Annotated in this window: 23 protein-coding genes; 11 read left to right on the top strand and 12 right to left on the bottom strand. The window is 54.0% G+C overall.

Features of this window, described 5'->3' with window-relative positions:
- The first annotated feature begins 81 nt into the window (after window positions 1-81).
- Genes PSE_RS13785 through PSE_RS13755 form a run of 7 tightly spaced genes read left to right on the top strand, consistent with a single transcriptional unit; the run spans window position 82 to window position 7,508 of the window.
- The gene (locus PSE_RS13785; protein WP_014285417.1) at window positions 82-1,437 is read left to right on the top strand and encodes an aromatic ring-hydroxylating dioxygenase subunit alpha; all 1,356 of its coding nucleotides are present in this window, start codon (window positions 82-84) and stop codon (window positions 1,435-1,437) included.
- Window positions 1,418-1,900 (top strand): aromatic-ring-hydroxylating dioxygenase subunit beta, encoded by a 483-nt coding sequence (locus tag PSE_RS13780; RefSeq protein ID WP_008546673.1) that lies wholly within the window; start codon window positions 1,418-1,420, stop codon window positions 1,898-1,900. Before PSE_RS13785 ends, PSE_RS13780 begins: the two co-directional genes overlap by 20 nt.
- A 17-nt stretch (window positions 1,901-1,917) precedes the next feature.
- A complete protein-coding gene (locus PSE_RS13775) occupies window positions 1,918-3,537 on the top strand; it encodes an AMP-binding protein (protein ID WP_014285416.1) in 1,620 nt (539 codons plus the stop codon).
- Complete coding sequence (locus tag PSE_RS13770; RefSeq protein ID WP_014285415.1) at window positions 3,534-4,712, top strand: thiolase family protein; 1,179 nt, start codon at window positions 3,534-3,536, stop codon at window positions 4,710-4,712. Before PSE_RS13775 ends, PSE_RS13770 begins: the two co-directional genes overlap by 4 nt.
- Window positions 4,712-5,971 carry an SDR family NAD(P)-dependent oxidoreductase gene (locus tag PSE_RS13765; RefSeq protein ID WP_041768492.1) on the top strand — a complete coding sequence of 420 codons (1,260 nt, stop codon included), beginning with the start codon at window positions 4,712-4,714 and terminating at the stop codon, window positions 5,969-5,971. The genes PSE_RS13770 and PSE_RS13765 overlap by 1 nt, the downstream gene beginning before the upstream one ends.
- 2 nt (window positions 5,972-5,973) lie before the next feature.
- Window positions 5,974-6,780, top strand: coding sequence for a cyclase family protein (locus PSE_RS13760; protein ID WP_041768490.1), 807 nt, complete (start codon window positions 5,974-5,976; stop codon window positions 6,778-6,780).
- Window positions 6,780-7,508, top strand: coding sequence for an SDR family NAD(P)-dependent oxidoreductase (locus tag PSE_RS13755; RefSeq protein ID WP_014285412.1), 729 nt, complete (start codon window positions 6,780-6,782; stop codon window positions 7,506-7,508). The genes PSE_RS13760 and PSE_RS13755 overlap by 1 nt, the downstream gene beginning before the upstream one ends.
- A gap of 55 nt (window positions 7,509-7,563) precedes the next feature.
- Here PSE_RS13755 and soxR read toward each other — a convergent pair whose 3' ends face one another.
- Window positions 7,564-8,031 carry a redox-sensitive transcriptional activator SoxR gene (gene soxR, locus PSE_RS13750; RefSeq protein ID WP_083841570.1) on the bottom strand — a complete coding sequence of 156 codons (468 nt, stop codon included), beginning with the start codon at window positions 8,029-8,031 and terminating at the stop codon, window positions 7,564-7,566.
- Between the two features lie 92 nt (window positions 8,032-8,123).
- On the opposite strand from soxR, the gene PSE_RS13745 reads away from it, so the two are divergent.
- Window positions 8,124-8,765 carry an MBL fold metallo-hydrolase gene (locus tag PSE_RS13745; RefSeq protein ID WP_014285410.1) on the top strand — a complete coding sequence of 214 codons (642 nt, stop codon included), beginning with the start codon at window positions 8,124-8,126 and terminating at the stop codon, window positions 8,763-8,765.
- Between the two features lie 54 nt (window positions 8,766-8,819).
- Here the strand turns inward: PSE_RS13745 and PSE_RS13740 are convergent, their stop codons facing one another.
- The 4 genes from PSE_RS13740 to PSE_RS13725 all read right to left on the bottom strand — a co-directional run bounded on the left by PSE_RS13740 (window position 8,820) and on the right by PSE_RS13725 (window position 13,081).
- Entirely contained in the window at window positions 8,820-9,935 is a 1,116-nt protein-coding gene (locus PSE_RS13740) for an ABC transporter ATP-binding protein (protein ID WP_014285409.1), read from the bottom strand.
- 5 nt (window positions 9,936-9,940) lie between these two features.
- Window positions 9,941-10,822 carry a carbohydrate ABC transporter permease gene (locus PSE_RS13735; RefSeq protein WP_014285408.1) on the bottom strand — a complete coding sequence of 294 codons (882 nt, stop codon included), beginning with the start codon at window positions 10,820-10,822 and terminating at the stop codon, window positions 9,941-9,943.
- The gene (locus PSE_RS13730; RefSeq protein WP_371260879.1) at window positions 10,822-11,766 is read right to left on the bottom strand and encodes a carbohydrate ABC transporter permease; all 945 of its coding nucleotides are present in this window, start codon (window positions 11,764-11,766) and stop codon (window positions 10,822-10,824) included. The genes PSE_RS13735 and PSE_RS13730 overlap by 1 nt, the downstream gene beginning before the upstream one ends.
- A gap of 64 nt (window positions 11,767-11,830) precedes the next feature.
- On the bottom strand, window positions 11,831-13,081 hold the full coding sequence (locus PSE_RS13725) for an ABC transporter substrate-binding protein (protein ID WP_041768487.1): 1,251 nt from the start codon (window positions 13,079-13,081) through the stop codon (window positions 11,831-11,833).
- A gap of 206 nt (window positions 13,082-13,287) precedes the next feature.
- Between PSE_RS13725 and PSE_RS13720 the strand changes: the two genes are divergently transcribed.
- A complete protein-coding gene (locus PSE_RS13720; protein ID WP_008546830.1) occupies window positions 13,288-14,340 on the top strand; it encodes a LacI family transcriptional regulator in 1,053 nt (350 codons plus the stop codon).
- A 3-nt stretch (window positions 14,341-14,343) separates the two neighbouring features.
- On the opposite strand, the gene PSE_RS13715 is transcribed toward PSE_RS13720, so the two are convergent.
- Together PSE_RS13715 and PSE_RS13710 are read right to left on the bottom strand one after the other, a co-directional pair.
- Window positions 14,344-15,036, bottom strand: a complete 693-nt coding sequence (locus tag PSE_RS13715) for an HD domain-containing protein (RefSeq protein WP_014285404.1) — start codon at window positions 15,034-15,036, stop codon at window positions 14,344-14,346.
- 152 nt (window positions 15,037-15,188) lie between these two features.
- On the bottom strand, window positions 15,189-16,685 hold the full coding sequence (locus tag PSE_RS13710; RefSeq protein ID WP_014285403.1) for an alkaline phosphatase: 1,497 nt from the start codon (window positions 16,683-16,685) through the stop codon (window positions 15,189-15,191).
- A 211-nt stretch (window positions 16,686-16,896) separates the two neighbouring features.
- Here PSE_RS13710 and PSE_RS13705 point away from each other — a divergent pair, with 211 nt between their 5' ends.
- Entirely contained in the window at window positions 16,897-18,207 is a 1,311-nt protein-coding gene (locus PSE_RS13705; RefSeq protein ID WP_014285402.1) for a DUF3422 family protein, read from the top strand.
- 41 nt (window positions 18,208-18,248) lie between these two features.
- Here the strand turns inward: PSE_RS13705 and PSE_RS13700 are convergent, their stop codons facing one another.
- From PSE_RS13700 to PSE_RS13685, 4 genes are all read right to left on the bottom strand, one after another.
- On the bottom strand, window positions 18,249-19,910 hold the full coding sequence (locus PSE_RS13700) for an ABC transporter ATP-binding protein (RefSeq protein ID WP_371260878.1): 1,662 nt from the start codon (window positions 19,908-19,910) through the stop codon (window positions 18,249-18,251).
- Entirely contained in the window at window positions 19,864-21,006 is a 1,143-nt protein-coding gene (locus PSE_RS13695) for an ABC transporter permease (RefSeq protein ID WP_014285400.1), read from the bottom strand. The genes PSE_RS13700 and PSE_RS13695 overlap by 47 nt, the downstream gene beginning before the upstream one ends.
- The gene (locus PSE_RS13690) at window positions 21,006-22,031 is read right to left on the bottom strand and encodes an ABC transporter permease (protein ID WP_014285399.1); all 1,026 of its coding nucleotides are present in this window, start codon (window positions 22,029-22,031) and stop codon (window positions 21,006-21,008) included. Before PSE_RS13690 ends, PSE_RS13695 begins: the two co-directional genes overlap by 1 nt.
- A gap of 78 nt (window positions 22,032-22,109) precedes the next feature.
- On the bottom strand, window positions 22,110-24,134 hold the full coding sequence (locus PSE_RS13685; protein ID WP_041768485.1) for an ABC transporter substrate-binding protein: 2,025 nt from the start codon (window positions 24,132-24,134) through the stop codon (window positions 22,110-22,112).
- Window positions 24,135-24,356: 222 nt separating this feature from the next.
- Here PSE_RS13685 and PSE_RS13680 point away from each other — a divergent pair, with 222 nt between their 5' ends.
- Window positions 24,357-25,244, top strand: a complete 888-nt coding sequence (locus PSE_RS13680; RefSeq protein WP_208997934.1) for a helix-turn-helix domain-containing protein — start codon at window positions 24,357-24,359, stop codon at window positions 25,242-25,244.
- 28 nt (window positions 25,245-25,272) lie between these two features.
- On the opposite strand, the gene PSE_RS13675 is transcribed toward PSE_RS13680, so the two are convergent.
- Window positions 25,273-26,043, bottom strand: coding sequence for an SDR family NAD(P)-dependent oxidoreductase (locus PSE_RS13675; RefSeq protein ID WP_014285396.1), 771 nt, complete (start codon window positions 26,041-26,043; stop codon window positions 25,273-25,275).
- Window positions 26,044-26,115 lie beyond the last annotated feature (72 nt).

The raw sequence follows: 26,115 nt of genomic DNA, 5'->3' as shown, positions 1-26,115 counted from the left end.
AAGATCTTTTTCTCGCAGGCTTTGGAGGGATGCGATTTTAGCTCTGAGGCCTGTGATCTAAGCTTTTTGGGAGGGAAGCTTATGACCATGAAATACAAAGATAACCCGCAGGCGGTGGCTGATCTTGTACGCCCTGCCGAGGTGCATCGTGATCTATATATAGACGATGAAGTTTTTGACCTTGAAATGAAGCATCTGTTTGCCTCCACGTGGGTTTACGTGGGGCATGAAAGTCAGGTGCCGAATGCGGGCGATTACTTCGCAACCGAAGTTGCCGCACAGCCTATTTTGTTGGCACGGCATACGGATGGCGAAGTGTATGTGCTACACAATCGCTGCCCACATAAAGGCACCAAGATCGTCATTGATCGTGCTGGTAACACGGGCAAGTTTTTCCGCTGCCCGTATCATGCGTGGTCGTTCCGCACCAATGGCAAGCTGCTCGCGATCCCTTTGAAGAAGGGCTACAAAGACACCGGATTTGAGCAGAGCGAGGCCGGGCAAAGTGGCCTGCCGCCTGTGGGAGCGGTGAAGAACTACCGCGGCTTTATCTTTGTGCGCATGAAGCAGGACGGCATCAGCTTCGAAGACTTCTTCGGTGGCTCCCTCTCCTCTTTGGACAACATGATTGACCGCTCTCCGGTTGGAAAGCTGGAGGTGGCAGGCCCACCACTGCGCTACATGCACAACTGTAACTGGAAGATGCTGGTCGACAACCAAACGGACACCTGCCACCCGATGGTTGCCCACGAAAGCTCTGCGGGTACGGCGGTTGAGATCTGGGAGTCTCTTGAGAAGGACGAGAACACCAAAACGCCTATGGCGATGGAGGTGATTGCGCCGTTCATGTCGCCCTATGAGTTCTTTGAGGATATGGGCATTCGCACTTGGCCGAATGGGCATGGCCATACGGGCGCGCATCACTCCATTCACTCAGATTATTCCGCTATTCCCGGTTATCTGGAGATGATGGAAGAGGCTTATGGCAAGGAGCGCGCAAGAGCCATTTTGGGCGAGAACCGGCACAACACGGTCTACTTCCCGAACATCATGATCAAGGGCCCTATCCAACAGCTGCGTGTGTTCATTCCGCTGGCTGCCAACAAGACGCTAGTGGAGAGCTACATCTTCCGCCTCGTAGGGGCGCCGGACATGCTGTTAGAGCGCACGGCCATGTACAACCGTCTGATCAACGCACCGACCTCCATCGTGGGGCATGATGATCTGGAGATGTATGAGCGGGCGCAGGAAGGCCTGCATTGTCAGGAGCTTGAGTGGGTGAATGTGCAACGCCTTTATGAGGAAGGCGAAGACCTCGACCTTGAGGCCGTAGAGAACGGCACGACGGAACGACAGATGCGCAATCAGTTCCACGCCTGGAAGAAGTTTACCGTTGAAAGCATGGAGGCCGAAGCTCGTGACCTTGCCGACGCGTGATGATTTGATCGACCTTGTCTACCATGAAGCCCGTGTGATTGACGAAGGCCGCTTTGATGAGTGGCTGGAGCTGTGGGCTGCGGACAGTTACTACTGGATGCCGCTGGATTATCAGCAGGAAGATCCAAAAAACATGACCTCACTTATGTATGAGGATGCGTTTTTGCGGAAGCTTCGTGTTGAGCGCCTTAAGGGCCTGCGCACCTTCTCTCAAAAACCTAAGAGCCGCTGTTCTCACGTTCTGAATCGCCCGAGTGTTGAGGCATTTGATCCAAAGGCGGGTGAGTTCGTGACCCGTACTGCCGTTCATTATGTGGAGACGCGGCTGGATGACCAGTTTTTGCTGGCGGCGACCGTTCACCACCATTTTGAGATGGTTGAGGATGAGCTGAAGATTAAGCTGAAGCGGGTTGATCTGCTCAACTGCGATGCTGCCTTTGGCAACATTCAGCTGTTCATTTAAGAAAACAGGTTTTTTGAATGATTGAGCATAAATCTGTTTTCAGCGCGTTTTGTGCCGCTGCTGAAAAGTGGCCGGAGCGACCTTTTCTGAATGTTTTGCCGGAAACCGCAAAGGTCTACGGGATTGCTTCGGGTGAAACGTCTTACGCTGAGGTGTTGGCACAGACGCGAGATGCTCAGGAACGCTATTGCGCTGTGGGTTTGCAAGCTGGTGACAGGGTTCTGATGTTGCTTGAGAATCGCCCTGCCTTCTTCCTGCATTGGCTGGCGCTGAATGCGCTTGGCGTGGTGATCGTGCCGATCAATCCGGACCTGCAAAGCTCTGAGCTTGAGTATATCGGCAGACATGCGGAGCCAGTTCTGGCGATCTCAACGCCTGAACGCAAGGGCGATATGGAACAGGCTGCGCGCGACAGTGGGCAAGAGTTTGCCTGCGTGACATTGGCAGATACCCTGCCCGTTCTGCGTGCTTCTGACACTGCGAGTTATTCGGCTGTACAGGATGATCCGGCGGCAATGCTTTACACCTCGGGTACGACTGGTAGCCCAAAGGGGTGCGTGCTGGCCAATCGGTATTTTCTGGAAGCGGGTCACTGGTACGCCAATGCAGGTGGCACGTGCACGCTGAAAGAAGATGCTGAGCGGATGATCACGCCGCTGCCGATCTTCCATATGAATGCGATGGCATATTCGGCGATGGCGATGGTTGCGGTCGGCGGCTGTCTGACGGTTCTGGACCGTTTCCATCCGCGATCCTGGTGGCAGAATGTGCGCGATAGCCGTGCAACTTGCCTGCATTATCTGGGTGTGATGCCGTCCATTCTGATGAGCTTGCCGGAAGCGCCGGAAGATAAGAGGCATTCGGTTCGCTTTGGCTTTGGCGCTGGCATTGATGCCAAGCTGCACATTCCGTTTGAAGAGCGTTTTGGCATTCCTCTGGTGGAAGCCTGGGCCATGACAGAAACGGGTGCTGGCTCCGTGATTGCCGCCAATCAGGAGCCGCGCAAGCGTGGCATGAACTGTCTTGGCAAGCCCGGCCCAGAGATGGATGTGTGCATCATGGGCGATGATGGTGTGCCGATTGCAGGCACCGAGCCTGGAGAGTTGCTGGTGCGACGTAAGGGAGATGATCCGCGGGTCGGGTTCTATTCCCATTACTTCAAGGATGATGTTGCCACTAATGAGGCTTGGGCGGACGGCTGGTTCCATACGGGTGACATTGTTCGCCGTGATGAGGATGGTGATTTCTTCTTTGTGGACCGCAAGAAGAACGTGATCCGGCGTAGTGGCGAGAACATTGCAGCGGTGGATGTGGAGTCCGTGCTCATGCAGCACCCAGACATTGAAGCGGTGGCCGTTTGTCCGGTGCCGGATGCCATTCGCGGCGATGAGGTATTTGCCTCCATCGTCTGGCGCGGCGAGCAGAGCAAGGATGCAGCAGAGGCGATTGTGCGTTGGGGGCTGGAGCGCATGGCTTATTATAAAGTGCCCGGTTACATTGCATTTTGCAGCTCATTGAAGTTGACGGGGACGCAGAAAATCCAGCGGGCAGCACAAAAGCAGATGGCGTTGGAGTTGCTGGAGAAATCTGAGGCGTACGATACCATCCACCTGAAGCGGAGGCAGTTGGTTTCATGATCAAACCGCGCAAACGTATGGGGTATGACGGGGTTGTGGTGGCGGCACCAGCCAGCACGCCTTATGAGCGTTATTCGACTGAAACGGCCCATTGGTGGATTGCCAAGGCGCTGCGGCAGTCCATTAAAGCAGCTGGACTGACACCGCGCGATGTTGATGGGTTTTCTGTCGCCAGCTTTTCGCTGTTTCCAGATACCGCAGTGGGATTAACCCAGCATTTGGGGCTGGTTCCGCGATGGCTGGATCATATACCGCAGGGCGGTGCCAGTGGGCCGAGTGCGCTGCGCCGGGCTGCACGGGCGGTGCAGTGCGGAGATGCCTCTGTGGTGGCTTGCGTTGCCGGTGACACCAACCACGTGGACAGTTTCCGCCGCATGCTCTCCAGTTTTTCCCGGTTCGCACAGGATGCCTCTTACCCTTATGGCTCTGGCGGGCCCAATGCCTGCTTTGCGCTGCTCACCGACTATTACATGCGCGAGTTTGGAGTGAGCCGCGAGGACTTTGGGCGGATCTGCGTTTCTCAGCGTGACAATGCTTTGCGCAATGAGAATGCGGTGATGAAGAAGCCGCTAACCATGGATGCCTATCTGGCAGGCCGTGAGATCAGTGATCCGATCACCCTGTTTGATTGCGTGATGCCGGTGGCCGGGGCTGAGGCGTTTTTGGTGATGCGGGAGGAAGATGCGGTGGCTGCTGGCATTCCTTATGCGCACATCAGCGCAACCATTGAGCGGCACAATGCATTTCCAGAAGACCCGATCCAGATGCGTGGTGGTTGGGCGATGGATATTGACGAGTTTTATGGCATGGCGGGGCATGGACCGGAGTGCGTGGACCTTTTGCAGACCTATGATGATTATCCGGTCATCGTAATGATGCAGATGGAAGACCTTGGCTTTTGCGCAAAAGGTGAAGCGGCGCGGTTCATTGCTGACAAAGACCTGACGGTTTCCGGCGACTTTCCGCACAACACCTCAGGCGGGCAGCTTTCAGCTGGTCAGGCCGGCGCTGCTGGTGGGTTTATCGGGCTTGTTGAGGCAATCCGGCAGGTGACGAGCACAGCTGGTGCGACGCAGGTTACAGGTGCCAAGCGCGCGCTCGTTTCCGGCTTCGGGGTCATCAACTACGACCGCGGCGTTTGCACCAGTGCGACACTTTTGGAGGGGGCGAACTGATGGTGACACCACTCCAAAAGCCTCCAAGAAAGAACCCGCAGGTGCGCACCCGCGTGCCTACTTTGCCTTCCCATTATCGCAGCCGATCAGCGCTGTTTATGGCAGCAGCGGCCGCTGAGGGGCGGTTTATGCTGCAGGTTTGTTCGGAACCAGATTGCTCAACAGTTCAATACCCTGCGCGAGATGCTTGTGCCTGTTGTTTATCGGACCGACTGGTCTGGCAAGATGTATCGCCGCGCGGGAAGTTGATTGCGACATCTACAGTTCGCACGAGCACGAACACTTATTTCCGCGAACGTACGCCGTGGCGGCTGGGGACGGTACATCTGGATATTGGGCCTTCCGTTATATGCCATCTGCACAGTGAAGTGGCGGTTGGTGATGAGGTTCAGTTGATCAATCGGCTGGATAAATCCGGGCAAAGTGTCCTGCTTGCTTTGCCGTTGGAGAGAGCCCAGTTGCAGGAGGATGATATGCAGCTTCGTGAGCTTACCTGTGATCCGAAGTTCCGGCGCATTCTGATTACGGATGCACGCAATCCAAATGCCTATGCATTGGCAAAGAGCCTGCTGGAGGCTGGCGCCTCTACTGTGTTTGTGGGGGAAGCCGAGAGTTGGCGGCCCTACCCTGATCGCGCGAAACTGGAGTCGCTTCAAGATGTTGAGCTGGTTTCTTTAGATGTTACTGACACCTCCTCCGTTCAGGAGCTTGCTGGTGAGTTTGGTGGCAAGGTCGACATTCTGATCAACAATGCCCGTTTTGTGCGTCCCGGCGGCATTCAGGGTCGCGGCGATGTGGGCTTTGCCATGGATGAGATGCAGGTCAACTATTTCGGCATGATGCGGCTGGCACAGGCCTTTGCTCCAGCGATGGCGGGACGCAGTGCGGATGGTGTGAACAGCGCTGTGGCGTGGGTGAATGTGCTCTCGGCCTACTCGTTGGTGAGCAATCCCGGCTTTGGCAGCTTTTCTGCCTCCAATGCCGCCGCCCATTCTCTCTCACAGTGCCTGCGGGCGGAGATGGCCGCCTCTGGTGTGCGGGTGGTGAATGTGTATTGCGGACCGACTGAGGATGAGTGGCATCAGCCCTTGCCGCCGCCTAAGGTTCCTGCTGGTACGCTGGCGCGGGAGCTGGTGAAGGCACTGCAAGCGGGGCTGGAGGATGTGTATGTGGGCGACATTGCCAAGGATATCCGGCGCAAATTCATGGAAAGCCCGAAGGTGCTTGAAAAAGAAATGACAAGTCTGGAGGCGCTGTGACCATGGAAGCCTTGAAAGAGAAACTGGTGAACCCGGTTGAGCTGCTCAGCTCTGCTTTGCTTTCCGGTGATGTGGAGGTGGTGGACCTGACGCACACGCTTGATCCGGATTTTCCGGTGATCGTGCTGCCGCCCGAGTTTGGCCAATGCGCGCGCTTTCGGATGGAAGAGATTTCTTCCTATGATCATCGTGGGCCAGCGTGGAAGTGGAACACCTTCACCTGCTCAGAGCACACCGGCACCCATTTTGATGCACCGATCCATTGGATTTCCGGTAGGGATCTGCCCAATAACACTGTGGATTCCATTCCACCTGAGCACTTTGTTGGGCCTGTTGTGGTGATCGATTGCTCACAAGGTTCTGCGCAGGATGATGACTTTGAGCTGACACCGGAGATCATTGCCGGGTGGGAAGCTGAACATGGTCGCATTCCAGCGAACAGCTGGGTGTTCATGCGCACGGACTGGAGTAAGCGCAGCGGTGCGGCTTACCTGAATATGAGTGATGATGGGCCGCATTCACCGGGACCAACGCCAGAGGCGATCAAGCTTTTGATTGATGAGCGCGGCATACGCGGGTTTGGGACAGAAACTGTGGGGACGGATGCGGGGCAAGGCGCGCATTATACGCCGCCCTATCCGGCTCACTTTTATCTGCATGGTGCTGGCAAATATGGACTGCAATGCATGTGCAATCTGGATCAGTTGCCGGCAACAGGTGCCATGATCCTGTGTGCGCCACTGAAGATTAAGGGCGGGACTGGCAGTCCCTTGCGCGTGCTGGCGCTTGTGCCGAAGGAGAAACGTTGATGTCTGAAGAGTTCACTGCGGTCATCACTGGCGGCAACAAGGGCATTGGTGCGGCTTTGGCCAAGGAGATGCTGGAGGCTGGCTATACGGTGGTTTGCCTGTCGCGTCGGGAACCTGAGTTTGGGCACCCTAAGCTGCATTTTCATCAAACGGACCTGCTGGATCAGACGCAAGTGAGTGCGGCGGCGGAGGCGATTGCGGGGAAGCATGAGGTGACACACCTCATTCACAATGCAGGGCTTATCTTTCCCAACCTGATTGAGGAGGCTGAAGCGGATGATATTACGGGTCTGGCCCAGCTTCATCTGGGATCAGCTCTGACGCTGCTCAAGGCATTCTTGCCGAGCATGAAAGAGCGGCAGTTTGGGCGGGTTTTGTTTAATGGGTCACGTGCGGCTTTGGGTGCCAAGACGCGGACGGCTTACAGTGCCACCAAAGCAGGTATGATTGGTATGGCGCGGACATGGGCACTGGAGCTGGCGCAGCATCAGATTACCGTGAATGTGGTTGCGCCCGGTCCGGTGAAGACAGATAACTTCTGGGGCATTATTCCCAAGGGGAGCGAACAAGAGCAGAAGCTGGCTGATGGCATTCCTGTTGGCCGCATTGGCACGGTGGAAGACATCACCAATGCCTTTATGTTCTTTGCAGATCCCAAGTCCAGCTTCATCACCGGGCAGACGCTGTTTGTCTGTGGTGGCATGAGCGTGGGGACGGCCCTGCTCTAACTTAAAGTTCTGAATCAGATTCAGGTCATGCGCGTAGCTGATTGATGCCGCTGAGTCAGGCATCTTCGGTATATGGTTTTCTGCGCCATCCCAACAAGTGTGCGCCTGGGCCCTGACTTTTCATCTTATCTTCTGGGTTGAGGAGATGGCAGTCTGTCATCGACAAGCAGCCGCAGCCAATGCACTCGTTGAGGCCTTCACGCAGGTCCTGTAGTTCCGCGATGCGGTTGTCCAGATCCTTCTGCCACCACGTGGAGAGTTTGGCCCAGTCACCTGCTGAAATTTTCTTCTCATTGGGCAGCTGATCCATGGCTGCTTTGATCTCTTTAAGCGGCACCCCCAGCTTCTGAGCAGCCTTGATCACCGCGATCTTGCGCAGCACGGCTGCGGAGTATCTTCTGTGGTTCGCGTTGTTGCGCCAGGAGGTGATGAGCCCTTTTTCTTCGTAAAAATGTACCGCTGAGACGGCGATGCCACTGCGCTCGGCGACCTGCCCGACGGTTAGCCCTTGCAAGGAGACCATTGTCATTCCTTCATTTTTTGCCTTGACCTCAACATTACTTGAGGAATTAGAAGAGATCATGGCAACAATCAAGAGCTAATAAGGAATAGCTGATGAAGAAGATTTACGATGATCTGTGGCAGGTCCCTCTGGAGAAGCGATTTACGACATTGCTCTCCCACGCCTATTTTCTGAAAACACCAGATCGGAACGTCCTGATTTCACATTTTGAAAATCAGGATATCGCACATCAGTTACGTGAGATGGGCGGCGTTGATGAGCAGTATCTGACTCACAATCACGAAATCTCAGAGAGCCTAGGAGAGTTGCGTTTCGTGCTTGGCTCAAAGCTCATCGGGCATGAGAACATTGCCAAGTTCTTTTCTGGTGATGTTGCTCCAGATCGACTTCTTGAAGGCACCGGACCGTTTGCTGGAAACGACGGATTTCAGGCGCTTTATACGCCGGGGCATACGGACAACAATCTGTGCTTTTATTATGCCTCTCCCACTGGAAAGAACTACCTGTTTACCGGCGATACGATCTATTTGGACAATGGCCGTTTCAAAACGCTGGTGATGACCAGTGATGGGGGTAACAGGCAGGAGTTGGTCGCCACATTGCGCAGACTAAGAGAGCTGCCTGTGGATGTGATCCTTTGCAGCGTTGCCATGGGTCACTATGAGATCGTGGAAGTCACACAGTCTGAATGGCACGACCTGATAGACGAGAAAATCTGGGAGATCTTGGACTAACAAAAAAGCCGGAGTGAACCACTCCGGCTTTTGAACATGCTCTTACCTTTGAATTTACGCGATGCGCATTTCTGAGGATGGATCAAACGGGATGGCTTTATCCATGTTGATCGCGAACGGTACATCCTGACCAGCAGTTACCTGCGCATCGGCACGCATACGTGCGTTGCAGTCTTTTCCGCCCAGAGAAGACATCACGTAGGTGTCAGAGCCCGCTGGCTCAGTGACGATGACGCGATTGGTGATCTGTTCGATGTGGTTTGCCTTGCGGTCCGCCCCTTCAGGATCGGTGATCGCTTCCGGACGGATGCCCAGAACGATTTCCTTCTGATCAAAGCCCTTCAGAGCTTCTGTCGGGTTGGAGAACTTGAGGTTCACCTGATCGCTCAAACCGGTTGGCAGCTGCGCGAAGATACCATCGCCGTTGGCGACGACCTTTGCAGGCACCAGGTTCATGCTTGGAGAGCCCATGAAACTTGCCACAAACAGGTTTGCAGGCGTGTCATAGATCTCTTTTGGCGTGCCCAACTGCTGCACGTAACCGCCATTCATCACAGCAATGCGCGTGGACAGCGTCATTGCCTCAATCTGGTCGTGGGTCACGTAGACGATTGTGGTGCCAAGCTTCTGGTGCAGCTTCTTGATCTCGGTGCGCATATCTACGCGCAGCTTTGCATCAAGGTTGGAGAGCGGTTCATCAAACAGGAACACGTCCGGGTCACGCACAAGAGCACGGCCCATGGCCACACGCTGACGCTGACCACCTGAGAGCTGACCCGGCTTGCGGTTCAGCAGCTGCTTGATCTGCAGCATCTCAGCGACCTCGTTCATGGACTTGTCGCGCTCAGCCTTAGCAACGCCGTGCATTTCCAGACCGAACGTGATGTTCTGGCCTACGGTCATGTTTGGATACAGCGCGTAGGACTGGAACACCATGGCGATGTTACGTTTGGACGGGTGAACCCCGTTCATGGTCTGCCCTTTGATATCGATGGTGCCGGAGGTGATGTCCTCCAGACCAGCGATCATGTTGAGCAGCGTGGACTTACCGCAACCAGACGGCCCTACGAGTACAAGAAATTCCCCTTCCTGCACGTCGATATCGATGTTGTGAAGCACCTTGGTTGAGCCGTAAGACTTGGTCGCATTGTTGATTTTCAGAAAGCTCATAGGTCTTATCCCTTCACCGATCCGGCCATCAGGCCTCTTACGAAGTAGCGGCCAGCCACGATGTACACGAGCAGTGTCGGCAATGCGGCGAGGATCGCTCCGGCAAAATGAACGTTATATTCTTTGACGCCCGTTGAAGAGCTGACGAGGTTGTTCAGAGCCACGGTCATTGGCTGACTATCAAGGTCCGCAAAGGACGCACCAAACAGGAAGTCATTCCAGATGTTGGTGAACTGCCAGATGACGGAAACCACGATGATTGGACCTGAACTTGGCAGCATGATGCGCCAGAAGATGCGGAAGAACCCTGCCCCATCAATCTGTGCTGCGCGGATCAGCTCTGTTGGGAACACCTGATAGTAGTTTCTGAAGTACAGCGTGGTGAAGCCAAGGCCGTAGACCACGTGCACCAGAACAAGACCTGGTGTGGAGCCTGCGATGCCGAGGAAACCAAGCACACGCGCCATTGGGATCAGCACGATCTGGAACGGAATGAAGCAGGCAAACAGCATCAGACCGAACAGGATGGTATCCCCTTTAAAGCGCCATTTGGTCAGCACGTAGCCATTCAAAGCACCCAGAACAGTTGAAATCGCAACAGCCGGGAACACCATTTTCAGGGAGTTCCAGAAGTACGGTTTCAGTCCTGTTGGCTCAACGCCGATCTGCGCGCTGTTCCAGGCTTTCAGCCATGGTTCCAGTGTGAAGACCTGAGGCAGCGCCATCATGTTGCCGCCTGTGATTTCAGAGAGCGGCTTCACGGAGTTGATGACCATGATGCCGAAAGGCAGCAGGTAGAACGTGGCGAACAGGATCAACATCAGGTAGATGAACGCGCGCGTGATGCGCCCAGTGTTGATGGCATTATCTGTCGAGGCTACGGACATTATTTTTTCTCCCGCAGTTCGGCATAAAGGTACGGCACCATGATCGCGGCAATGGTCATGAGCATGATAACAGCGGAGCTGGCACCAATACCCATCTGGTTGCGCGTGAAGGTGTACGAGTACATGAAGGTCGCTGGCACCTCAGTAGCGCGGCCCGGTCCACCACCAGTCAATGCCACGACAAGGTCGTAGGACTTGATGGCGAGGTGTGACAGGATCACGAAGGCTGACAGGAATGCTGGACGCAGCTGCGGAATGATGATGCGGCGGTACATGTTCCAGTTGGACGCACCGTCGATCTGAGCTGCTTTGAGGATCTCATTATCGATGCCGCGCAAACCAGCCAGGAACATGGCCATCACAAAGCCAGATGTTTGCCAGACCGCAGCAATCACAACGGTGTAGATTGCAAAGTCGCGGTTTTTGATCCAGTCGAACTCGAAGCTTTCCCAGCCCCACAGGTGCATGGTGTGCTCAAGGCCGATGCCCGGATCGAGGAACCATTTCCACGCTGTCCCTGTCACGATGAAGCTGAGCGCCATCGGATACAGGAAGATTGGACGCAAGAAGCCCTCACCACGGATTTTCTGATCCAGAAAAATCGCAAGGCTCAAGCCGATGGCTGTACAGATTGCGATGTACAGACCAGCGAAGATGCCGAGGTTTTTGATGGCAATGGACCAATGCCGCAGCCGGAATAGCTTTTCATAGTTCTCCAGCCCTACCCAGTCATAAACCGGCAGGATGCGGCTTCCTGTGAAGGAGAGATATACGGAGAAAATGATAAATCCATAGACAAAGACTAAGATCAGAGCCAAGGAGGGTGATAGCACCAGTTTTGGAATGAGATTTTGGAGTCTTGTCCGCAGGTCCGGTTTTACTGCCGTTGGCGCCTGGTAGTCAGCGGCCATGGCAACGGATGAAGTGGTCTGGTCGACCATGATCCCTGCCCCCAGATTTTATGTTGTTTTGGGAAAAATGGGGCCGACGCATCGGCCCCACTTAAAATTACTTCGCGATGGAGACAGCGTCTACCAGCTCTTCAACAGCGGTAGCGGAGTCGTACTCACCGTTAAAGTGTGCAGTTACAACGTCATAAATGGCGTTTTTCACGGATGCTGGTGCAGAGTGGCCATGCGCCATGGAACCGAAGAGGTTGCCGCTTGCTGCAGCTGCTGCCAGGTCTTTCATGCCCTGCTTTGCACATGCATCAAACGCTTCGTCGGAAACGTCGGTACGTGCAGGAACAGAACCCTTCACTACGTTAAACGCAGACTGGAAGGTTGGCGAAAGGATCGCGCTTGCCAGAGCTGCCTGCTCTTTGGACACTTCACCGCCCTGATCGAACATTGCGAACTGATCAGCGTTGAAGGTTACTTTGTCCTGAGTGCCAGGGAAACGGAAGCAGAGGAAGTCTTCGCCCGGCTTTTTGCCAGCGCCGAGGAACTCACCCTTTGCCCAGTCACCCATCATCTGGAAACCAGCTTCGCCGTTGATGACCATTGCAGTTGCAAGGTTCCAATCACGACCGGAGAAGTTTTCGTCAACGTTTGCGCGCAGGACTGCCATGCGGTCAAACGCTTCTTTCATGGTGTCAGAACCAAGAGCAGCTTCGTCCAGATCGATGAATGCAGCTTTATAGAAGTCTGCGCCACCGGTGCTCATGACGATTGCGTCGAACAGGGTTGCGTCCTGCCAAGCCTGACCGCCGTGTGCCAGTGGAGTAACGCCAGCTGCTTTCAGCTTATCAAGCGCCGCAGTGAACTCTTCCCAAGTGGTTGGAGCTGCAATGCCGTGCTTGTCCAGCACTGCTTTGTTTGCCCATACCCAGTTGGTGGAGTGTACGTTTACTGGCGCGGAGATCCACTTGCCATCGTACTTCGCAAAACGCTGAAGAGCAGCAGGAACAACTTTGTCCCAGCCTTCTTTTGCAGCAACTGCGTTCAGGTCAGCCAGAGCGCCTTCTTTCGCCCAGTCCTGGATGTCGAAACCGAGCATCTGAACTGCAGTTGGCGCGTTGCCAGCTGTTACGCGTGCACGCAGAACGGTCATTGCGGATTCACCGCCGCCGCCTGCTACAGGCATATCAGCCCAACCGATGCCCTGAGATTCCAAGTCTTTCTTCAGTACGTTCAGCGCAGCCGCTTCACCGCCTGAAGTCCACCAGTGCAGAACTTCCACGTCTGCCGCTACGGATGTGGTTGCTGTTGCAGCCAGCAGTGCCAGAGCGGATGTGGTTTTCACTAGTAGTTTGTGCATGTGTTGCCTCCCGATCACAACTTAAAATTTCTACACAAAAATACGACTAACATAGTACTTATAACGTTACAAATATCGGATCTGTCAATGCCAAAAGTGAAGCCATTGACTTGAATGATCTTTTTTGTATCAAATGCTACTCACTGAATTTGTTGCATCGTTATAATGAAGATCTGGCTGACTTACGGGAGGTAAACTGGTTTCATATGCCGACGAAAAAACCAACAATTTCCTCCTCTCACTCCGCTTCGAAACCGACGCAGAAGACAATTGCGGAAATCACCGGTCTTGCGGTGACAACTGTCTCGCGGGCGCTTCAGGGGGATGAAAAGATTGCACAGGCAACCCGCCTGCGCGTAAGTAAAGTTGCTGAAGAAATCGGCTATGTTCCTGACCGCGCCGCTCAAAGGTTGCGTACGGGCAAGACCAAAGTTGTTTCGCTGATTCTCGATCCACACAACGAAATCCTCGGGTTTGGGAACTCCCTGATCACCGGTGTGGCCCATGCTTTGGCGGGGACGGATTATCATCTGAATGTGACACCGCAGTTTCTTGGCGGTGATCCGATTGAGCCGGTTGAGTACATCGTGCGCAATAAGCTGGCGGACGGAATCATCTTCTCGCGGACGCGGCCTTTTGATGAGCGGGTGCGGTTTCTTCGGGAGCGCAGTTTTCCGTTCACCACTCATGGGCGGACCGAGTTCGGCTATCAGCACTCCTATGTTGACTATGACAACGAGAAGTTTGCCTACGAATCTGTGCTGCGTTTGATGCAGAAAGGGCGGCGGCGGATTTGCATTATTCTGCCCCCTAACCAGTTCACCTTCCACCAGCATCTGAACTACGGCTATATGCGCGCCATCCGTCAGGAAGGGCTGCAGAGCTATATTCCGGGTGGGATCAGTCTGGATTCAGATATGCCGGAGGTGTTTGAATGGGCGAAGAACATCGCCAGTTCCCCGGAAGCCCCGGATGGGTTCATCTGTCCAGGTGAGACATCCTTCCTTGCGATTGCAAACGGCTATCGTCAGGCTGGGAAAGCCCGTGGGCTGGATTTTGATGCTGTGGTGAAATCAAGTTCGCAGACGCTGCATCAGATTGATCCGCACATCGACAACATCAGCGAAGACATTCAAGAAGCTGGCGTTCTGCTGGGTACCAACCTGCTGAAAACCATGGAACATCCGGATGGCCCATTCGAGCAGACCATCCAGGATCCGGATATCACTTTCCCGTCTCTCAAGTCCTTTCAGGACTGAGGTTCAGGAGACGACTTTCGGCGCTTCTTCTTCGATCCAGAGATCATGGCTTTCAGGATAGGTAAAGCCTGTTTCAGCGGCCAGTTGCTTCAGGAAACCAATCATGTAGTCGGTGCGTTCGCGGGCGACTTCACGGCCTTCTTTGGTCTGCATGGTTTTGTGCAATTTCAGCAGCTTCAGTGCGAAGTGATCGACACCGAAGGCTTTGTCATCAAGCTCACGCTCACTGGCGAACAGGTCACCACCATGGAACAGGTTGGAGTTCATGGTTTTGGCGATGTAGAACGTGCGCGCGATGCCGATAGCCCCGAGGGACTCCAGACGATCTGCGTCCTGCAAGATCTTGGCCTCGATGGTTTGTGGCTCAATTTCCGCTGAGAAGCTGTGCGCTTCAATCGCATGTTTGATCCGTTCGATTTTATCTGCAGATACGCTGAGTTCCTGAAGGATTGGCTCAGCGGCGTCTGCGGAGAGCTTGGAGGCTTTTGCGCGGTCCGGGGAGTTCTTGGGAACGTTGACCAGATCATGCAAATAGGCCGCAGCAACAAGCACTTCCTCGTCCCCTTCGCCACGACGGCCAGCGATATCCAGCGCAGCCAATTTTACGCGGCGGGCGTGGTAGAGGTCATGACTGGCATCATCGCTCTGATCATGCGCTTTCAGCGCGGCTTCCAACTTCTTTTCGAACTCAATCATCGGAACTCACTTTTGCAAAATGAGCCCGAAACCTACGTCAGGTCAGTGTGCATTTCGAGGTTAAACTGACCTGATCCCCCGACAAATTTTCGCAAGGTCCGAGAGATGCCAAAGTCGATATTGTGCATGATACACCAAGGTACCAGGCGCCTTCATTCCTCTTCTTTGGCGTTGGCGGCGTAGTTCATGACGTTGAAGATGTAGTTCTGCTCAATCGTGCCATCAAACAGGTGCGCCCATGGGCCTTTGGCATAGACAGCAACATCCGTTCCAGCATGTGTTTCCTTGTCCAGCGGAAGCAGCGATTGTTGCTTGTACTCCGAGTCCAGCGCTTCTTCCTGAGAGACGACAGGACGTGTGCCAAACCAGTTGTTTTCTTCTGTCAGAATTGAGCCTGTGCCGTTCAGATAACCAGCAACAGTGAAGGGCTTGCCATCCAGTCCCAGAAGCATTTCATCAGTGTGTTTGACGCCGTTGTTGTCGATGCCCATGCACAGGCCATTGATGGGTGAGCCGCGTCCACAATAGCCATTGAAAGAGAGCGTGTGGGCGTGGTCTGCTGTCACGATAATCAGCGTGTCCTGATCACTGGTCATCTGCTCTGCCATGGCGACTGCTTCAGCAAAAGCAACGCCATCAGTCAAAGCGCGGAAGAGGTTTCCGGCATGATTGGCATGGTCAACACGGCCTCCTTCCACCAGCATATAGAAGCCATTTTCATTATCCTGCAGCGATTCAATGGTCAGTTTCACCATTTCTGCGAGGGATGGCTGGTCTTTTCGGTCATAGTCGTAATCCATGTGACCTGAACTGAAAACACCAAGCACCGGCTTGCCCGCGGATGGATCAAGTTCGCTGAAAGACTTTTCATCCCACACATAGGTGACGCCAAACTCTTTGGCTTCGTCAATGAGATTGCGGCCATCTCTGCGGTTTCGATCTTTGCTGTCTTTGTCTGTTGCCGTTTCAGGGAGCATGTGGCGGCGCCCTCCTCCCATAGCGATGTCGATGGTGCCGTTTTTGATCTGCTTCAGCAGCTGTACAGCGATATCAGGAACATCACAGCCGTCCGGCACGCTGGCATCATCCTCATAACGCCTTGAGGCAACGTGAGCATAAGCTGAAGCTGGTGTTGCATCGGTCAGGCTGGCCGTTGTGATGATGCCAACAGCCTTGCCCTGGGCGGCCAGAACTTCAGCAATGGTCGCGACACGGCCCGCTTCCACTGCGGCGCAATCGGCGAAGTTCACCGTCTCATCGACACCCAGCACACCAGATTTGGTTTTGACCCCTGAATGGAAAGCAGTACCTGTTCCAGCTGAATCTGGTGTTTGCGCATTGACGTTGTAGGTCTTGACCAATGCGCTGTGAGGAAAGGCTTCCTGAGGCAGAACGTTTTCTTCCCCCAGCAAACCGTTTTGCTGGCCCTGAAAGATGCGTGTGGCGTAGTTGGTTGCGATGCCATTGCCATCCGCGATCATCAGGATGATGTTTTTGGCAGGCTTTGTGATGGGTTGTCGAGCCAGTTTGCTCTGGATTTCAGCTTCCGCAGCCTCGAACCATCGATTGTTTTTTTGAGGAAAATCAGGCTCTGCCCAAGCCAGAGCGGTAGAACAGGTCAACAGGACCGCAGCAAGTGGCACTCTCATATTCAGCCCTCAACAGGTGATGTTTTGGGCGCTGTGTTTAGTTTACAAGTCTTAGAGTTCACTGTGATGAACCCTAAGAATTCGACTTAGATTTCGTATTGTTTGCAACGACTGCCCTGCGACAATCGCGCGCAATACGTAGTTTTGTGTAGATCGCAAATGCTGTCTGCTTCACACTCAACCTTTCGGGCATGAAGATCATGAGGGCGCATTGAGTGAACTAGACGATCTGTTGGAGGCAATACCTGCAACTCAGCCATTTGCTGAACATCCGCTTCGACAAGCTATTCTTGCGGAAGTCCATGCACGCCCATTTGTGCCGATCCACGGTGAATGGCAGATTTTGCAGTATGCGTTCATGGTGGATCAGGACTGCAAACACGCGGAGCGACAGGCGCTTTCCACGTTTACTGGTGAGCATTCTGATGAGGCCTCAGAGCATTATTTGCACCATGCCTTTGAGGGCTATTCACTGCGCTGGGAGCAACATAGCGAGTTTTCGACCTATGCCGTTGAAAAGCCTCTGAAAGCAGCTCTCAGTTATGATCAGTCTATCAGCTCCTCTTTGTTCGCCAGTGGCAAACTCTCTCCTCCCGGCGAGCTGATTGCTGCTGTTCAGCTGACCGTAAAAACCGCTGCCTCCTCACTCTCAGAAGACCTGTTTGAAGAGTTCAACCAAGCTAGTCTAAGTGTCTCTGAAGTGATTGAAGGGCGCGCGACGTTAGTGACTGACTTTCGGGCCAATGAGGAAGGCATTGTTTCCTTTCTGCTGCTGGATCATGGGCTTTCTCCATTGGAACTCGGTGCAACTGTGCGGCGGGTGTTGGAACTCGAAACATACAAAACACTTTCTCTGCTGGGGCTTTATGAAGCGCGCAAGCAGCAGGTCATCGTCAGCCGGATTGAAGATGAGTTGGTTCAGATCACCTCGCAACTTCGCAGTTCCGGCAGTAAAGAGCCACAGTCACTGGCTCAAAACGAAGAGCTTTTGTCAGAGCTGTCCACGCTGGCCGCTGATCTGGAAGCCTCTGCGATGGAAAGCCTTTTCCGGTTTGGGGCGACGCGAGCTTACTCTGACATTGTGAGGCGTCGTCTTGAGACACTGGGAGAGGCCAGCGTTTCTGGTTACGACATGATTGGGCGTTTTTTGAACCGCCGGCTCGCCCCTGCCATGCAGACTTGCCGAGCCATTGAGGAGCGACAGGCCAACCTATCCCGTAAGCTGACGCGTGCAGTGGGTTTGCTGCGGGCCCGGGTGGATGTGGAGCTGGAACGGCAGAACCGGGATCTGTTGAGCTCGATGGATCAGCGTGCCAAGTTTCAGTTGCGCTTGCAGCAGACCGTAGAAGGCCTCTCCATCGCGGCGATCTCATATTATGTGATCAGTCTGATTGGGTATGCGCTGAAAGGTGCCAAGACGCTTGGGTCGCCGATTGATCCCGCTGTGGGCATGGCGGCATCCGTGCCGTTGGTGGTTGGGGTGCTTTGGTACTTCCTCAGAAAACTCAAGGCAGCGCACTGAAGGGACAGTGATGGCGACGATGCACGCCGCCATCGGAACTCTTAGAGATACGCCGCGGAAACCAGCCGCTGCGTGTATTCGGTTTGCGGTCTGTGCAGAACATCCAGCGTTTTGCCAGCCTCCACCACATTGCCGTGCTGCATGACCATCACGTTATGGCACAAGGCTTTAACGACTTTCAGATCATGACTGATGAAGAGATAGCTCAGCTTCAGCTTGTCGCGTAGGTCTTTCAGCAGGTCGATGATCTGCGCCTGAATGGATAGATCCAGCGCAGACGTTGGCTCATCCAACAGGATGAACTTGGGCTTTAAAACGATGGAGCGCGCAATGGCGATCCTCTGGCGCTGTCCGCCAGAGAACTCGTGAGGAAAGCGATCCATGGTGCTGCGCGGCATCTGCACAGCATCTAGAGCTTCTGCGACCATGGACTGACGCTCTTTATGACTGCCGCCGATGCCATTGACCTTAAGACCCTCGCCCACAATCTCACCCACGACCATACGCGGGTTGAGCGAAGAAAACGGATCCTGAAAGACCACTTGCAGGTCTGTTCTGAGCGGTTTCAGCTCCTTCTTGGTCAGGTTATCGATCCGGCTGCCATCAAAGGTGATGGCACCAGCATCAGCTTTCAGAAGCTGCAGGATCGACATGCCCAGAGTGGACTTGCCTGATCCAGACTCCCCTACGATCCCAAGCGTTTCGCCTGATTTGATTTTGAGAGAAATGTCATTGACCGCGACCAGTTCCTTGGTTTTACGGTTAAAGAAGCTGCCGTGTTTGGATTTGAACGTGACCCGCACTTTATCTGCCTGCAGCAGATCATACAGCCCCTCTTCCAGCTCATCCGGCGAGCCTGTTGGCTCACTGGCAATCAGATGCTGGGTGTACGGGTGGGATGGTGTTTCAAAGACCTCTTTGGTCGTTCCGGTCTCCACCAGTTTCCCTGCCCGCATAACACAAACACGATCACTCACTTGACGCACCACATTGAGGTCGTGGGTGATGAGGATGATTGCCATGTTGTGGCGCTGCTGTAGCTCTTTCATGAGCTTCAGGATTTCGGCCTGCACTGTAACGTCCAGCGCCGTGGTTGGCTCATCTGCAATCAGAAGATCCGGCTCATTTGCCAATGCCATGGCAATCATGACACGCTGGCGCTGGCCACCTGAGAGCTGGTGCGGATACTGGCTGAAGCGGACTTCGGGATCTGGGATCTTCACCTCATCCAGCATGCGGATGGCTTCGATTTTGGCATCTGCCTTCGAGATTTTGCGATGAGAGCGGATCATCTCGATGATCTGATCGCCGATGCGATAGACCGGATTGAGGCTGGTGAGTGGTTCCTGAAAGATCATGGAAATACGGTTGCCGCGGATCTTTTGCAGCTCCAGCTCACTCATCCTTGCAAGATCACGGTCATCAAACTGGATGTGCGAGCCTTTCGCCAAAGTGGCGTTTTCAGCCAGCATACCCATGATCGCGCGGGCGGTGACGGACTTGCCAGAGCCGGACTCGCCCACCACGGCCAGCGTTTCGCCCTTTGCCACGGAGTAGCTGACGCCTTTCACCGCCTCCACTGTTCCCGTCACGGTCTTGAAGCTGACGGCCACATCGCGGATGGTGAGAAGGTCTTTGTGTTGTGTTTGGTCGATACTAGGCATTGCTGTAGGGATCCATTGCATCACGAAGGCCATCGCCAGCGGCGTTGAAGGCGAGTACGGAAATGATGATCATCGCAACTGGTGCCATCATCCATGGCGCGGCGCTGAAGGACTGAAAGTCGAGGATCTGGTTGAGCATGCTGCCCCAAGAGACCATCGGCTGCTGAATGCCCACACCGAGGAACGACAGGAAGCTTTCCAGCAAGATGATTTCCGGCAGCTGGTAAGTCGCCCAGACGATGATGTGTGACGATGTATTCGGCACAATATGAGCACCGATGATACGGCTGTTGGATGCGCCAACAGCTTCAGCGGCCCGGACATACTCCAGATTGCGCATGGAGAAGACTTTACCGCGCAGCTCACGGCAGAGATCCGCCCATCTCAGCAGTACGAGAATGCATGCGAACATGATGAAGATGGTGATCGGTTCAGCGCGGCGCGGCAGCAAGGCAACCAGAGCCAGATAGAGCGGCAGATCCGGGAATGCTTTGATGAACTCCACCAGTCGCTGGACGACCAGATCATAAAGCCCGCCGAAGTAGCCTGAGCTGACGCCCATAATGATGCCAATCACGCAAGCGGAGCCCATCACCAGCAGTGCCATGAGCAGTGTGATTCGAGTGCCGTAGATCATACGGGAGTACACATCACGTCCCAGATTGTCCGTGCCCAGAATGTGGAACTTGCTGCCGTCTGTTGTGCCGAACAGGTGGGTGTTGAAGGTCATGCCCAGAAACTGCCAGGGCTCCCCTTCCACAAAGAGAGAGACATAGGAGATCTTATCGAGATCAGGTACGAATGTGATCTCGAAGGTCTGCATGTTCATTTCTTCTTTGAAGCCGGTGACGTATGGCGAGGTCAAACTACCGTCTGGTGTGAAGAAATGAAGTGTTTGCGGCGGTGAGTACAACGCCGCACGGTTGGCTGTCTGCGGTCCATATGGCGCGATGAAGCCCGCGAAAATGGCCGTCAGGAAAATCAGCATGCAGGCAATGAAGCCGACCATGCCGTATTTGTTGCGGACGAAGCGGCGAACGACGAGGCCCCAGTACGAAATGGAAGGCCGGTCTTCTGCCAGTTGCTGCGCATCTACACTGCCGTGTTCAATTGCATCGCTATCAATCTGGGTCATCACGTGTTTCCTTCCATTGCAGCCTGACGGACACGTGGGTCTACAACGGCCAGAAGCAGGTCAGCGACCAAATTTCCAACCACCATGATGGTGGCGACGAGCATGAAGATGGCAGCGACCACATACATGTCTCGCTCCGCAACTGAAGACAGGATCAGCGGACCAATGGTTGGAACACCAAGAACGATTGCAATCTCGATTTCGCCTTTGATCATATACTCAAAGCGGCTGCCGATGTTCATGATGACAGGGTGTAGTGCATTCGGGATGGCGTGCACCATGATGATGCGGCGGCGGGACAGGCCCTTAGCGCGAGCAGTTTCAATGTACTGGGATTTCATCACATCCAGCAGGTTCCCGCGCATCATGCGCAGCGTATATGCCTGCCCTGCCCAGATGGAGATGAGCAAGATTGGCCAGACGTGCTTGAGGAAGTCCCAAAGCTTATCAAGGGACCAATGATCCTGCAGAAGATATTCAGGCGACTGGAGCGCGCCGATGTAGGGTGAGTGCCAGACGAAGGCCAGATAATACAGAATAATCAGCGAGATCACGAATTTCGGGATGACGATGCCGAGAAAAGCAACGATGGTCGAAATGGTGTCGCCAAGTTTGTACTGGTTCATCGCTGCGTAAACACCAAGCGCACCACCGATGAACTGGGCGAGCACCATTGCGGTGAATGCCAGAGCCAATGTGCGTGGCAGACGCAGGCCGATAACTTCCGTGACTGGTTTGGAGAAGAAGAACGAGTCTCCGAAATTGCCAGCGGTGACAATGCCGACGATCCAGCGCCAGTACTGCACAACAACGGGCTGATCCAGCCCTAACTGCGCGCGAAGAATTTCTGCTTGAGGTTCCAAAGCTGCACGGGATTGTCCGGTTTGTGCGGCTGTGGTTGACATCCACATGTCAACGTAGTCGCCCGGTACGGCTTGTATGATTGCGAAGGATACAATGGAGATCCCAATCAACAAGACCAGTGTTGCAGCTGCACGTTGCGCCAAAAAGCGTAACAGGCCCATCTATCTAGCCCTCCCAGCTATGAGCATTTATTGCTTATTATTACGAGGGCGGGCCAGAAGTGGCCCGCCCTTTCTGCCTTAGTATTCAGCGATTGTTCCTGGGAGGAGTTCTTTCAACTGCTGATCCTTTGGTGTCCAGAGGCGCTCACGCACCACACCGTCTTCTGCCCATTCGAACATGTTGACTGGTGTGCCAGGGTGAGCGTTCTTGATGCGCTTGTTGACGAGAAGCGCAGCAGGAGCCTGAACGGTGCCAATGGTGTAGGCATTTTCGGTCCACAGTCGCTGGATTGTCTTGGCAGCTTCAGCTGCTTCAACGGCATCCCAGCTGGACAGGATGGTGTTGTAGGCGTCGACCATCTCAACTTCGAAGTCCATCAGATTGCGTGAGCCATCTGAGCCCGGCAGGTGCCGTGATGGGCAGCTGTTGGCGATTGGAAGCTGATAGCAGGTCTCGCGGGTTGGCAGGTTCCATTCCTTACGACGGATCAACATGTTGAAGTCGCCGCTCTTGGACGCGGTGTCGATTACATCCACGTTGCGGATGAGGACGCGGATGCCTGCTTCTGCCAGCATCAGGATGACAGCGTCTGCCTGCTTTTTGTCCGTTACCTGCTGGCGATCGGTCATCATATCGATTTCCAGATCAGCGCCAGTACCCGGCATGTTACGGATGCCGTTGCCATCTGTGTCTTTCAGGCCCAGAGCATCCAACATGGCGTTGGCTTTTGTCAGATCGTACGGATAGTAAACGGTGCTGTCGTAGTCGTAATACGGAGACCCGCTGGAGAAGCCGCCAGAGTATGGATACATGAACGGACCACGCGCAACGGACTGGCCGATTGCCTGACGATCCAGCGCATGACTGACAGCGACGCGGAAGTCTTTGTTTCTAAAGAACTTGCGCAGTTCTGCATCGACTTCATCCTGAACGCCGTTGGTCTCAGAGAAGTTGAACTCCAAACGCCAAGACAGAACGCGCGGACCGAAGTTGGCTTTAACTGGCGCATCTGCAGAAAGGGTCTGCTTGAGCGCTTCCACGTAGTTGCCCGGATTTTCCATGTTGGAAAAGTCGCCGGTGCCAGCCACCGCCTGTGTGGTACGGTCTGACCATGTGGTCAGCTTGAAGTGCATCTCGTTTAGGTATGGCAGCTGATTACCGGCTTCATCCGTTTTCCAATAGAACGGATTACGGCGCAGGATGACCAGCTCATCGGCTTTGTGGCGCACTGGCACCCAAGCACCCAGCACGGCTGGTGGCACCGCATCAGCTGGCATTGCGTTGCGATATTCTTCGTAGGATGCATCTTTGTTGTATTTCGGATGCTTTGCTTTTAAAGCGTGTGCAGGTCCAGGGCAGCCCTGAATGTAAGCCAGAGACTTCAGAATTTCCGGGCCTTGCGGCTTGGTAAAGGTGAACTTGAATGTGTAAGCATCAATCACTTCAAGAGTGGTGCCGTCGCCGAGACCACCTTTTGGCAAACGGGATGCAACGTTTTCATCCAGAACGTTGTCTTCCCACCAGAAGCGGATGTCCTCTGTATCAAACGGGTCGCCATCTGACCATTTGATACCTTCAACCAGATGCATGGTCAGCTCGGTCTTGTCTTCGCTCCACTCCCAGCTTTTAGCCAGATTTGGCAGCGGACCAGACTGTTCTTCAGCTTTAACCTGCCAGAGCGGTCCGTTGCGGACCAGACATTCCTGAACGGCCATGTTAATGCCGCCCCAGCCCTGATGCTGGCCAGCGAGCCAGTTCCAACCTTCCGGACGACCGCCGATCACATGGCGGAACACACCGCCGTAAACCCCGATACCATCGGACATTGCCATGGTCTTCATGACAAGCGGTTCTGCTGGCAAGCGCTCTTCGACTGGTGGCAACTTACCTGCTTTGACCAGATCATTCAGGAATGGTGCTTCGCTGTACCCATCCAGCTTTTTGTAGGTCCACAGATCACCGCGCGACAACAGCTCATATTCCAATGTGGACATGGACTGCTCAACCGGCATCTTATCGGCCAGTGCCGAACTTGCCATGACAGCGCAGAGGCTTACGCCTGCAGCTAAGCAAATTTTAGACACAAGGTTTGTTGAAGACATCAATTCCTCCCCCTTTTACGTTACTCCCAACACCATCATGGCCACCGGTGCAGTTCATTTTCCTCCGGCTTTCTACTCAAAAATTCCGATTTTCTTCGTAGATGCTTTTAAACTGCGTATTTCTCTATACTATACACATGGGAGAAAACAGAGAGCCGAACTCTCGTATAAATATCGATTCATTAGGCTCTTTGAATATTGACGTAAGAGGAGGATGTATAATTGAGTATTAGCGACGATCTATATCGCCAATATCTGGACCAGAGCGTTATCCCCTCGACAGATAATTTCTTAATTATGCGTCATAAACCTCATGTCTTCTCCAAAAGACCATACCACCATCATGCTTCTATTGAAGTCAATTTCCTGATCAACTGTGAAATGGACTATTCCTTCTCGGGAAGTCATGTGACGGTACATCCCGGTTACATGATTTGTTTCTGGGGGGCTGCGCCGCACGGTGTTGTGGATGTCCGCGGTGATGGTGATATGGTCAACCTTTACATCTCCTTTGCACAAATCTTGCAGTGGGGGCTGCCAACACGCATCACAGATGCACTCATTTCCGGAGATGTGATTTGCAACAAGGCGCCCTGCCCGATTGATGCTGTTCGCTTTGGACATTGGGCAACTGAGTTCAAAAGAGATGACATCAACTGGCGCAAGCTGGTGCTGAGTGAGATCTCATCGCGCTTTACCAGATTGGCACTGGATGGCTGGAACACTCTGCATCATGACTATCGTCAGTCGAGCACGGTGGTGGGTCGTGGAAAGTCCATGTTGCATGTGGAAGAGATGTTACGGTTCATATCCGAGAACCACACCTCCGATATTTCCGTCAGTGATGTTGCTGAATTTGTTGGCTTATCACCAAGCCATGCGATGACGCTGTTCAAGCGGATTGTGGGGCTGCCTATCAAGGAGCATCTGACCCGCGTGCGGCTTTCTCATGCGCGCATGTTGCTTGCAGAGTCTGAAATGAAGATCCTCTCCATTGCCATGGACTCCGGTTTCCGTTCGCTTTCAAGCTTTTATGAGGCGTTTCAGAACCACTTCAGCACGTCCCCAGCGGCGTTTCGCAAGCAGGCGCGGAACATAGGAAAAATATAGCGGGCAGTTTCCCACCCGCTCTTTGCTTTTAGCCAGTGACGACGACACCACCATCAATCACAAGCGCCTGACTGGTCATCATGCGGCTGGCTTTTGACGCCAAAAACAGTGTTGCATCAATGATATCGTCTGGTTCCAGATGCTCCTTCAGGCACTGACGGCCTAAATGCGCTTTCAGGTCTTCTGGCGTTGCCCAGAGGTCTTTCTGGCGCTGTGTGAGTACCCAACCCGGCATCAAAGCGTTGACGCGGATGTTGTCCGGTCCCAGCTCACGGGCCAGTGCGCGGGTCAAGCCGGTAATCGCTGCTTTGGAGGTCTCGTAGGCCGGATAACCTGCGTTGCCCATCATGTAGGAGATGGAGGAGAAGTTGATGATTGATCCACCGCCTGCTGCTTTCATACCAGCTGCAGCTGCCTGAGCGGTGAAGAAGTGCGGGCGCAAGTTTACGTTCATAGACGCATCCCATTGATCTTGCGTGAACTCTTCCAGGCGATGGCGGGTATCGTTTGCAGCATTGTTGACCAGCACGGTGACTGAACCATGCGCTTCTTCAGCCTGTTTAATGGCAGCCTGCAGAGCATCAATATCGGTGACATCACACTTGATGAACAAAGGTGCGATGCCGTGCTTTTCTTTCATCTGCTCTGCAAACTCGGAAGCGTCTGAGCGCTGTACGAATGCGACTTTGGCGCCCTGTTGCATGAAGCCGTCAGTGAGGCTCGCGCCGATCCCTGCTCCGCCGCCCGTGATGAATACACTTGCGTCCTTCAGATCATGAAAGGTGACATTCCCAGACATTTGTTCCCCCAGGGAGTGCTTGGCACTCTTCTTTGATATATCAGAATATACATAAGCGGCTGCCTCGTTCCA

The sequence above is a fragment of the Pseudovibrio sp. FO-BEG1 genome, from assembly GCF_000236645.1.
GTDB lineage: Bacteria > Pseudomonadota > Alphaproteobacteria > Rhizobiales > Stappiaceae > Pseudovibrio.
This window is presented reverse-complemented; position numbering and strand designations above follow the sequence as displayed.